The organism is Streptomyces mesophilus, from assembly GCF_011044995.1.
GTDB lineage: Bacteria > Actinomycetota > Actinomycetes > Streptomycetales > Streptomycetaceae > Streptomyces > Streptomyces mesophilus.
The window spans coordinates 1-10,301 of the sequence record NZ_JAAKZW010000270.1; the positions used below are offsets into that span (position 1 = coordinate 1).

Here is a 10,301-nt window from a genome sequence, read left to right on the forward strand (position 1 = left end):
ATAAGAGACAGGTCGTACGCCGTCCCCTCCCCCACCGCCCCCAGCTTCTCCGGGTTGGCGACATTGTGGATGGCCGAGATGCGGCCCTCCTCGTCGAAGTCGAAGGTGATCGTGGCGATCACGCGGTCCGGGGACGTGAAGAGCATGCCCGGGCCGCCGTTGATCTCCGCGAGGCGGGCGGTCATGTCGGTCGGGGCGACGCCCTGGTACGTGACCGTGCCGATCGCCGCGAACCACGAGGCCACCGTGGCCGCGCCGACGACCGGCTTCAGGGCCTGGCGGACCTTGCCGCCGCCGTCGGTCCACAGCGTGACGTCCGGCGAGAGCAGTTCCATGAGGGTGTTCATGTCGCCGCCGGTCGCCGCCGCAAGGAAGCGTTCGGTGGCGGCGCGCCGGCGGGACGGGTCGGCGCGGAAGCGGGGGCGGCGGGCCGCGACGTGTTCGCGGGCGCGGTGCGCGGCCTGCCGTACCGACGGCTCGGAACGGTCGAGGGCCTCGGCTATCTCGGCGTGGCTGAAGGCGAAGACCTCCTTGAGCACGAACACCGCGCGCTCCAGCGGGGAGAGCGTCTCCAGGACGACCAGCATCGCCATGGAGACGGACTCGGCGTCCGTGACCGCTTCGGACGCGTCGGGCTGCGTGAGGATCGGCTCCGGCAGCCAGGGCCCCACGTACGTCTCGCGCTTGTGGCGTGCGGAGCGCAGCCGCTCGAGGGCCACGTTGGAGACGATGCGCGTCAGATACGCCTTGGGGTCCGCGACCTGCGCACGGTCCGCGGCCGACCACTTCAGCCACGCGTCCTGCACGGCGTCCTCGGCGTCGGCCGCGCTGCCGAGCAGCCGGTAGGCGATGGAGAAGAGCAGCCGGCGGTGCTCCTGGAAGGTGTCGGTGGTCGGCGCCTGGTTCGCGCTCATGGCTGGTCTTCTCCTGTGCGGTCGGGGCTTCGCGTGCGGTCGGGGCTTCGGGTGCGGTCGGGAACTGCGTCGGCTTCCAACTGCGGTCGGGCGAGGCTCACTTGGTGCGCGTGAAGCGGCCGCCGCGCGGCCAGAAGGCACCCGACGCGGGCATCTTCCGCATACGGGCGTACGTCGGCCACGGCGAGGCGGTCACCGTCTCCTTGTAGCGCACGGCCGTGCGCCCGGTCAGGGAGATCCGCCGGGCACGGCCGTCGGGCCGTGTGAACTGCACCACCGCGTCACCGCGGCCGAGGCTCACGGGCGTGTGGTAGTAGCCGAAGCGGAAGGGCTTGGGGTCCCGGCCCCTGAGCACCCGGTCGATGCTGAGCGCGGCGTGCACACCCGTGGGCATGCCGCCCTGGCAGGTGCCGTGCATCATGCCGTATCCCTGGCGGATGGCGGCCGCGTCGCCGATCGCGTAGACGTCCGGGTGCGAAGTCGAGCGCAGGGACCGGTCGGTGACGATCCGGCCGCGCTCGTCCACGTCGAGGCCGGCCGCGGCGGCGAGGCGCGGGGCCCGGGTGCCGCCCACCCACAGCACCGCATCCGCGGCGAGCGATTCACCGCCGGCGAGTTCCACGGAGCCGGGGAGCACCTTCGCCAGCTCGGCTCCGGCGCGGACCTCGACGCCCAGGCGGTCGAGGGCGGCCCGGAGGTACGTGCGGGCCTTGCGGCCCAGGTCCGCGCCCGGCTCCGTACGGCCGACGAGGATCACCTTCAACCGCGGGTGGCGTTCGGCGAGTTCGGCGGCCGACTCGACGCCGGTCAGGCCGGTGCCCGCGACGACCACCGTGCCGCCGTCACCGATCCGGGCGAGACGGTCGGCGAGCAGTTCCGCGTCCTGCGCCCCGTTCAGGGTGTACGCGTGGTCCTCGGCCCCCGGGACCGATGCCGTGTCGGCCACGGTTCCGAGTCCGTACACGAGGGTGTCGTAGGCGAGTTCGCGGTCGTCGTCGATGCGTACGGTCTTCGCGGCCGCGTCGATCGCGGTGACCCAGCCGCGGACGAACCGCGCGCCGGTGCCGTCGAGCAGCTCGGGGACGGCGAGTTCGGCGGTCTGCTGTCCGGTGGCCGTCATGTGCAGTCGCATCCGTTCGGTGAAGCGCTCCGTGGCGTTCACGACGGTGATCTGTACGCCGCCGCGCTTGTGTACGCGGGCGGCGAGCTGGACGGCCGCTGCCGTCCCCGCGTAACCCGCTCCCAGGATCACCACTCGGTGCGTTCCGTTCTCCCGTGCGTTCATCGCTGTCCCCTTCCGGCTCCGTCGTGCTGACGACCACCAGATGGGAGCGGGCAGCCCGAACGTGACATGGGGCGGGTGTGACGCCCGCCACACCCACGAGGACGACGTCTCGGCACGCGTCAGGACGACGCCGCGCCGCTCGTCAGGTCAGGACGACGCCCGTACGACCAACTCCGTGGGAAGCAGGACCTGTTCGCGGGTCAGCTGCCGGGCCGACCGCGGATGGTGGGCGTCCACCGAGGCGATCTCCGCGAGGAGCAGCCGGGTCATCTCGCGGCCCATCTCCTCGATGGGCTGGCGGACGCTGGTCAGCGGCGGGTCCATGTGGCGGGCGATCGCCGAGTCGTCGAAGCCGACCAGGGACACGTCCTCGGGGATACGACGCCCCTGTTCGCGCAGGATCTGGCGGGCGCCCGAGGCCATCACGTCGGACGCGGCGAAGACGGCGTCCAGGTCCGGGCGGCGGCGCAGCAGTGCGGACATCGCGCGGCGGCCGCCCTCCTCCGTGAAGTCGGCCGGCTCGACGAGGGACTCGTCCTCCTCCAGACCGGCCTCGGACAGCCCCGCACGGTAGCCGTCCAGACGGCGCTGGGCACCGTAGACGTCGAGGCGGCCGGTGATCGTGGCGATCCGGGTGCGGCCGCGGCCGAGGAGGTGGCCGATGGCCGCCTTCGCGCCTTCGAAGTTGTCCGAGTCGACGGAGGCCAGGGGTTCGGAGGCCGAACGGCGGCCGCTGACCACGGCGGGGATATGGAGATCCTCGATCAGATCGGGCAGCGGATCGTCCGCGTGGACGGAGACGAGCAGTACGCCGTCGACGCGCTGGGCCGCCAAGTACTGGGCCAGCCGCCGCCGTTCGCGGTCTGCGCTGGCAAACGTCAGGAGCAGCTGGACCTCGGTCTCGGCGAGGGCGACGCCCACCCCGTGGATGATGTCCGAGAAGTAGGGCTCGGCGAAGAAACGGCCCTCCGGTTCCGGGACCACCAGGGCGATCGCGTCCGTGCGGTTCGCGGCCAGCGCGCGGGCCGCCGTGTTCGGAACATAACCGAGCTCGGCCACGGCCGCCTCGACGGCCGCGCGCGTCCGTTCGCTGACGCGAGGCGAGCCGTTGATCACCCGGGAGACCGTGCCACGGCCGACGCCGGCACGGGCCGCGACCTCCTCGAGCGTGGGCCTGCCCCCGCTCCTGGCCCGTCCCCCCACCCGAGGTTGACGGATCGTCATGCGTGCCTCCCCATCGGCGTATGAACCATCGGCGCGCTCGACGACCCGTGTATGGACCATCGTGCGTATGCCCGAAACTTCGACCACCCGGGCGAAAACTAACAGCCGGATAACCGATTCGGCTCCGTCCGTCCGGTCTCTTGACACTCTCCGGCCCAGCCGGGACTCTTCAACTCATCACACATGGGAGCGCTCCCACCGTACCTGGCTCATACACAACCCGCACGTTCCCGCCCGAGCCGCACAACGAAAACCCCCACAGCACGGAAGAGTTGGCCGGGAGTCGGCACGTCAGGGCACAAGGAGGACGCAATGCGCATGAGGCACCGAACGTCCCGTCAGGCTGTGGTCCTCGCGGCCGTAGCAGCGTTGGGCGTGGGGCTGCTGGCCGGCTGCGCCGAGGACTCGAAAGAGCCCGGCGGATCCGGCGACTCGGGCAAGAAGGACGCGAAGGGCAAGACCACCATCACGGTGGGTGTCTTCGGCGCCTTCGGCCTCAAGGAGGCCGGTCTCTACGACCAGTACATGAAGGAAAACCCGAACATCGTCATCGAGCAGACGTCGGTGGAGCGGAACGAGAACTACTACCCCGCGCTGCTCACGCACCTCGCCTCGGGCAGCGGGCTCGCCGATATCCAGGCCGTCGAGGTCAACAACATCGCGGAGATCACCGCGACCCAGTCCGACAAGCTCATGGACCTCGGCAAGGTGTCCGGCGTCGACAAGAACAACTTCCTGGACTGGAAGTGGGCGCAGGGCAGCAGCAAGGACGGCAAGACGGTCGCCCTCGGCACGGATGTCGGCCCGCAGGGGATCTGCTACCGCAAGGACCTGTTCCAGAAGGCCGGTCTGCCCACCGACCGTGAGAAGGTCGGCGCGCTGTGGGCCGGCGACTGGAACAAGTACCTCGAGGTCGGCAAGCAGTTCAAGACGAAGGTGAAGGACGCGGCCTTCGTCGACGGCGCGCAGAACGTGATGGCCGCCGTGCACGGCAGCAGCGAGAACCGCTTCTACGACAAGAGCGGCGAGGTCATCTACAAGACCAACCCGGTCGTCAAGGAAGGCTGGAACCTCGCCGCCGAGTTCGCCGCGGCGGGTCTCTCGGCGAAGCTGCAGAGCTTCACCCCCGCATGGGACTCGGGCTTCGCCAACGGCGACTTCGCCACGATCTCCTGCCCGGCGTGGATGCTCGGCTACATCAAGGACAAGGGCGGCGACACGGCCGAGGGCAAGTGGGACGTGGCCGCGGCGCCGAAGCCCAGCAACTGGGGCGGCTCCTTCCTGACCGTGCCCGAGGCGGGCAAGAACAAGGAAGAGGCGGCCAAGCTCGCCGCCTGGCTGACGGCTCCCGAGCAGCAGGCGAAGTTCTTCGCCGAGCGGGCCAGCTTCCCGAGCGCCAAGGCCGCGTACGACCTGCCCGAGGTCAAGGACGCGAAGCACGCGTACTTCGGCAACGCTCCCATCGGTGAGATCTTCGCGAAGGCCGCGGAAGGCACCCCGGTGCAGATCCTCGGTCCGAAGGACCTGATCATCGCGCAGAACCTCGCGGATGTGGGCATGCTCCAGGTCGACCAGAAGGGCACCGACCCCGATGCGGCCTGGGACAAGGCAATGAAGTCGATCGACAACGCGCTGGATCAGTAAATGGTGAATCAGTACGAGACCACCGCGGCCCCCCGGGGGGAGGGGGCCGCGGCCCCGCGCGTCGACAAGGCGCCGCCGAGCGCCAAGGAGCTGAAGTCGCGGACGTGGCGCAGCCGTCGCTACCGCTGGGACATGAAGTTCAGCCCGTACGCGATGCTCCTCCCGTTCTTCCTCTTCTTCCTCGCCTTCGGGCTCTTCCCACTGCTCTACACCGGCTGGGCCTCTCTGCACCGGGTCTCGCTGACCGACCCCAACAACATGGAGTGGCTGGGGTTCAAGAACTTCACCCGGCTCCTCGAGGACGAGTTCTTCTGGAACGCGCTGAAGAACACCGTCACCATCGGCCTGCTCTCCACCGTGCCGCAGCTGGTCATGGCCCTGGGGATCGCGCATCTGCTCAACTACAAGCTGCGCGGCTCCTGGTTCTTCCGCGTCGCGGTCCTCACCCCGTACGCCACCTCGGTGGCCGCGGCGACCCTGGTCTTCGTCCTGCTCTTCGGACGCGACTACGGGATGATCAACTGGGGTCTCGGCCTGGTCGGGATCGACAACATCGACTGGAAGAACGGGACATGGACCTCCCAGCTCGCGGTCTCCTCGATCGTGATCTGGCGCTGGACCGGCTACAACGCGCTGATCTATCTGGCCGCGATGCAGTCCATCCCCAATGACCTGTACGAGTCCGCGGCGCTCGACGGGGCCACGCGCTGGCAGCAGTTCTTCCATGTGACGCTGCCGTCGCTGCGGCCGACGATCCTGTTCACCTGTGTGGTCTCGACGATCGGCGCGACACAACTCTTCGGTGAGCCACTGCTGTTCAACGACGGTGCCTCGCCGACCGGTGGTCCCGACCACCAGTTCCAGACACTGGGTCTTTATCTGTACGAGCAGGGCTGGGTGAATCTGCATCTGGGCCGTGCCTCGGCCATCGCCTGGGCGATGTTCCTGATCCTGCTTCTGGTCGCCGCGGTCAACTGGCTGATCGCACGGTGGCTGCGCAAGAGCGAAGGGAGGGCCTGATGAGCGCCATCGTCACCGACCGGGTGCCCACGGATGAGCAGCAGAGCCGTCCCGTGAAGAAGCCGCGCAAGAGCAAGGCCGGCAAGACGCTGTACGGCGGCAAGTGGACGTATCTCGTCCTGATCGTCGTCACCGTCCTGTCGCTGTTCCCGCTGGTGTGGACGGCGATCGCCGCGTCGCGCGACAACCAGCGGCTCGCCCAGACCCCACCGCCTTTCTGGTTCGGCGGCAATCTCTTCAAGAACCTGGAGATCGCCTGGACCGACGCCAATATGGGCGCGGCCCTGTGGAACACCACGATCGTGGCGAGCGTCTCGGCGGCCGGCACCGTGCTGATCTCGACGCTCGCCGGGTTCGCCTTCGCCAAGATGCGGTTCCGCTGGAAGAACTTCCTGCTCTTCTTCGTGATCGCCACCATGATGGTGCCGCCGCAGCTGAGCGTCGTACCGCTGTACATGCTGATCGCCGAGCTGTCCTGGACCGATCAGCTGCAGGCGGTGATCATGCCGTTCTTCGTCTGCGCCTTCGGGGTGTTCTTCATGCGCCAGTACCTGGTGCAGGCGCTGCCGAGCGAGCTGGTCGAGGCGGCCAGGGTGGACGGCGCGAGCAGTTGGCGGGTGATCTGGCACGTGGTGTTCCCCGCGGCGCGGCCCGCCATGGCGGTGCTCGGGATGCTCACCTTCGTGCAGGCCTGGAACGACTTCTTCTGGCCGATCATCGCGCTCACCCAGAACGGCAATCCGACGGTGCAGGTCGCCCTGACCGGCCTCGGGCGCGGGTACATCCCCGACCAGTCGGTGATCATGGCGGGCGCGCTGCTCGGCACGCTGCCGCTGCTCCTCGCGTTCGTCGTGTTCGGCAAGCAGATCGTGGGCGGAATCATGCAGGGGGCGGTCAAGGGCTGAGCCTTCGGGCCTGCCCTTCCCCCTGCGGTACGTATTCCGCTTGCCCACGCACAGCCGCCGCCCGCACCCCCAACTCGTCAACTCCCCTTTCCCGTAACAAGAATGGGAGCGCTCCCGTGCCCGCAGTCGAAGCGTCCGCAGCTTCAGCCGTCACCACGGCGGAAGCGTCTTCGGACACCGCAACCCAGTCGGCATCCGCCGGCTCCACCACCTTTCCACCAGGCTTCCTCTGGGGTGCCGCCACCGCCGCGTATCAGATCGAGGGCGCCGCTCAGGAGGACGGGCGCACGCCCTCCATCTGGGACACCTTCAGCCGGACGCCGGGCAAGGTGCTCGGCGGCGACACCGGGGACGTGGCCTGCGACCACTACCACCGCTTTCGCGACGACGTCGGTCTCATGTCCGAACTCGGCCTCGGCGCCTACCGGTTCTCCGTCTCCTGGCCCCGCGTGCAGCCCACCGGGCGCGGCCCCGCCGTACAGCGCGGGCTCGACTTCTACCGCGCCCTGGTCGACGAGCTCCTGGAGCAGGGCATCACGCCGATGGCCACGCTCTACCACTGGGATCTGCCCCAGGACCTGGAGACGGCCTTCCCCAGCGGCTCGTCCGCGGGCGGCGGCTGGCCCGAGCGGGACACCGCCGAGCGGTTCGCCGAGTACGCCGGCATCATGGCCGAAGCCCTCGGCGACCGCGTCGAGCTGTGGACCACCCTCAACGAGCCGTGGTGCAGCGCCTTCCTGGGCTACGGCGCGGGGGTGCACGCCCCGGGCCGCACCGATGACGTGGCGGCCCTGCGCGCGGCCCACCACCTCAACCTCGGGCACGGGCTCGCCGCCCGCGCGCTGCGGGCCGCCCTGCCCGCACGGGCCCGTATCGGCATCGCGCTCAACCCGCACGCCGTACGCCCCCTGACCGACTCGCCCGAGGACCGCGACGCACAGCGCCGGATCGACGCGCTCGCCAACCGGATCTTCACCGGACCCCTGCTCAAGGGCGCCTACCCGTCGGACCTCATCGCCGACACCTCGCATATCACCGACTGGTCCTTCGTACGCCCCGAAGACCTCGCCGTCATCAAGCACCCCCTGGACTTCCTCGGCATCAACTACTACACACCCGCGATCGTCTCGGCCACGAGCGATCCCACCGCCCCGCGCCGGGACGGCCACAACTCCGGCTCCCACTCCCCCTGGCCGGGCGCCGACAGTGTGGCCTTCCACCGGGCGCCGGGCGAACTGACCGCGATGGACTGGCCGGTGGATCCGACCGGCCTCACGGACCTTCTCCTTCAATACACCGCCGAAGCCCCGGGGGTTCCGCTCTTCGTGACGGAGAACGGTGCGGCCTTCGAGGACGAGGTCGGCGAGGATGGCCAGGTCCACGACCCGGACCGCATCCGGTATCTGCACAGCCACCTGTCGGCCGTGCACGAGGCGATGCGCCGCGGGGCCGACGTACGCGGGTACTTCCTGTGGTCGCTGATGGACAACTTCGAGTGGGCGTACGGCTACAGCAAGCGCTTCGGCGCGGTGTACGTCGACTACGAGACGCAGGAGCGCACGCCCAAGTCCAGTGCGCGGTGGTACGGGCAGGCGGCTCGCGACGGAGCACTGCCGCCGGTGGGCTGACGCCACTCCGTACACCCAAAGCGCGCGCCCCGGCCGGATGGGGGGAGACCGGTCGGGACGCGCTGGGTGGGGGGTGGATCCGGGAGGACTGCAGGGGCTGCAGGGGCTGCAGGGACCGCTACTTGTACGCCGCGAACGCCTTCGTGAAGGCCAGCGGCTCCTGGCTGATCGAGCTGCACGTGGGCGAGACCGCCGTGGAGCCGCCCTCGCAGGCCTTGTCGCGGGTCGAGGACCACATCGACAGCCAGCCGAGCCCCTTGGCCTCGGCGAACTCCACCAGCTGCGCGGCGTCGTCGACCTTGAAGATCTCCGTGGTGACGTCGTTGACCCCGATCATCGGGGTCACGGCGACCGCCTTCCACGCCTCGCTGTCGCCGAGCCCGAGCACGCCCTTGATCTGCGCCTGCGTGGCGGTCGCGGCCTGCTCGGCGTACGTGCCCATGTCGCCGCTGTACGAGGGCCCGTAGTCCATGGCCATGATGTTCACGGCATTGATGGCGACGCCGTTCTTCTTCGCGTCCGCGAGCAGGTCCACGCCCGGCTGGGTCAGGCCTTCGGGCATGACCGGAAGCGTGAACGAGACGTCCAGGCCCGGGTGTTCCTTCTGCAGCTTCGCGATCGCCTGCGCGCGGCGCGTGTTGGCGGCGGTGTCGGGCAGGGCGGCGCCCTCGATGTCGAAATCGACCTTGGTGAGCTTGTACGCGTCCACGACCTTGCCGTACGCCGCCGCCAAGTCGTCCGCGGACGCGCAGTTGAGGGCGAGCTCGCTGCCCGCCGCGCCGCCGAAGGAGACCCGGACATCGCCGCCCTTGGCGCGCAGGGCGCCTATCTGGGAGGCGACCTTGTCCTCGCCGAGCGCCGTGGAACCGCCCCACAGCGGGGTGCAGCTGCCGTTGCCCGCGGTGACGAAGGCGAGGTTGAACTCCTTCACGCCGGTCTTGTCCGCCGTGCCCACGAGGTCGTACGCGGGAGCGAGCGAGGTGTCGACGAAGGGGGCGAAGCTGGTGGTGGAGGCGGCGGGCTGCGTCGGGTCCGCGGATCCGGTGGGCTCGGCCGGGGAGGTCTCGCCCGGCTTCGAAGTCGGTTCGCCCGTCGGTACGTCCGTCGGCTCGGCGGACGGCGTGGGAGCCCCGGTGCTCGGTGCGGGCTCCGCCTCGGTGGAACAGTCCTGGCCGTCGATCGTGCAGGTGCTCGGGTCGGCGCCCTTGCCACTGGCGACGAAGCCGACGGTGACGGCCTTGCCGGGCGCGAGGTCCTTGTCCCAGGCCGAGGGGCGAACGGTGACATGGCCGTCCTCGACCGTGTGGTCACCGTTCCACAGCGAGCTCAGCTCCGTGCCGACGGGAAGCTCGAACTCGAGGGTCCAGTCGGCCAGCGGCTCGTCCGTGTCGTTGGTGATCACGTACTGCGCGGTGTAACCGCCCGACCATGCGCTGGTCTTGGTGTACGCGGCGCCGGCGCCGGCGGCCTGCGCCGTGCCCGAGAACACGAGCACCGTGGTGCCGACGGCCGCCGCGGCAACGACCGCACCGATCGCCTTCGCCTTGCCGCCGAGTGTGCGCCGGTGCGTATTGCTCATGGACGTGCCTGCCTTCGTTGTACGTGGGGGTGGGGTGCGGCAGCACGTTAGCGATCTCGGATCCGGCAAATCGGGCGAGGCGGGCGGGGGTCGGGGTTCTTA

At 69.7% G+C, this 10,301-nt stretch carries 8 protein-coding genes; 4 read left to right on the forward strand and 4 right to left on the reverse strand.

What is annotated here, in order from left to right; translation table 11 throughout:
- The 3 genes from G6045_RS35870 to G6045_RS35880 form a co-directional block, all read right to left on the reverse strand.
- The coding region (locus G6045_RS35870; protein WP_165336403.1) for an RNA polymerase sigma-70 factor at positions 1-914 on the reverse strand (914 nt) is incomplete at its 3' end.
- A gap of 97 nt (positions 915-1,011) precedes the next feature.
- Positions 1,012-2,199, reverse strand: a complete 1,188-nt coding sequence (locus tag G6045_RS35875) for an NAD(P)/FAD-dependent oxidoreductase (protein WP_165336404.1) — start codon at positions 2,197-2,199, stop codon at positions 1,012-1,014.
- Positions 2,200-2,346: 147 nt separating this feature from the next.
- Positions 2,347-3,423 carry a LacI family DNA-binding transcriptional regulator gene (locus G6045_RS35880; RefSeq protein WP_165336405.1) on the reverse strand — a complete coding sequence of 359 codons (1,077 nt, stop codon included), beginning with the start codon at positions 3,421-3,423 and terminating at the stop codon, positions 2,347-2,349.
- 312 nt (positions 3,424-3,735) lie between these two features.
- Here G6045_RS35880 and G6045_RS35885 point away from each other — a divergent pair, with 312 nt between their 5' ends.
- From G6045_RS35885 to G6045_RS35900, 4 genes are all read left to right on the forward strand, one after another.
- A complete protein-coding gene (locus G6045_RS35885) occupies positions 3,736-5,067 on the forward strand; it encodes an ABC transporter substrate-binding protein (RefSeq protein WP_165336406.1) in 1,332 nt (443 codons plus the stop codon).
- Positions 5,068-6,087 carry a carbohydrate ABC transporter permease gene (locus G6045_RS35890; protein ID WP_165336407.1) on the forward strand — a complete coding sequence of 340 codons (1,020 nt, stop codon included), beginning with the start codon at positions 5,068-5,070 and terminating at the stop codon, positions 6,085-6,087.
- Entirely contained in the window at positions 6,087-6,992 is a 906-nt protein-coding gene (locus tag G6045_RS35895) for a carbohydrate ABC transporter permease (RefSeq protein WP_165336408.1), read from the forward strand. The genes G6045_RS35890 and G6045_RS35895 overlap by 1 nt, the downstream gene beginning before the upstream one ends.
- 116 nt (positions 6,993-7,108) lie before the next feature.
- Positions 7,109-8,620: a GH1 family beta-glucosidase gene (locus G6045_RS35900; protein WP_165336409.1), complete on the forward strand. Its 1,512-nt coding sequence runs from the start codon at positions 7,109-7,111 to the stop codon at positions 8,618-8,620.
- Between the two features lie 118 nt (positions 8,621-8,738).
- Here the strand turns inward: G6045_RS35900 and G6045_RS35905 are convergent, their stop codons facing one another.
- Positions 8,739-10,199, reverse strand: coding sequence for a glycoside hydrolase family 18 protein (locus G6045_RS35905; RefSeq protein ID WP_165336410.1), 1,461 nt, complete (start codon positions 10,197-10,199; stop codon positions 8,739-8,741).
- Positions 10,200-10,301: the final 102 nt, after the last annotated feature.

Excerpts from the sequence above, each read along its gene's own strand:
- G6045_RS35885 (WP_165336406.1), top strand. The coding sequence starts at position 3,736 with ATGCGCATGAGGCACCGAACGTCCCGTCAGGCTGTGGTCCTCGCGGCC.
- G6045_RS35880 (WP_165336405.1), bottom strand. The coding sequence starts at position 3,423 with ATGACGATCCGTCAACCTCGGGTGGGGGGACGGGCCAGGAGCGGGGGC.
- G6045_RS35895 (WP_165336408.1), top strand. The coding sequence starts at position 6,087 with ATGAGCGCCATCGTCACCGACCGGGTGCCCACGGATGAGCAGCAGAGC.
- G6045_RS35905 (WP_165336410.1), bottom strand. The coding sequence starts at position 10,199 with ATGAGCAATACGCACCGGCGCACACTCGGCGGCAAGGCGAAGGCGATC.
- G6045_RS35875 (WP_165336404.1), bottom strand. The coding sequence starts at position 2,199 with ATGAACGCACGGGAGAACGGAACGCACCGAGTGGTGATCCTGGGAGCG.
- G6045_RS35890 (WP_165336407.1), top strand. The coding sequence starts at position 5,068 with ATGGTGAATCAGTACGAGACCACCGCGGCCCCCCGGGGGGAGGGGGCC.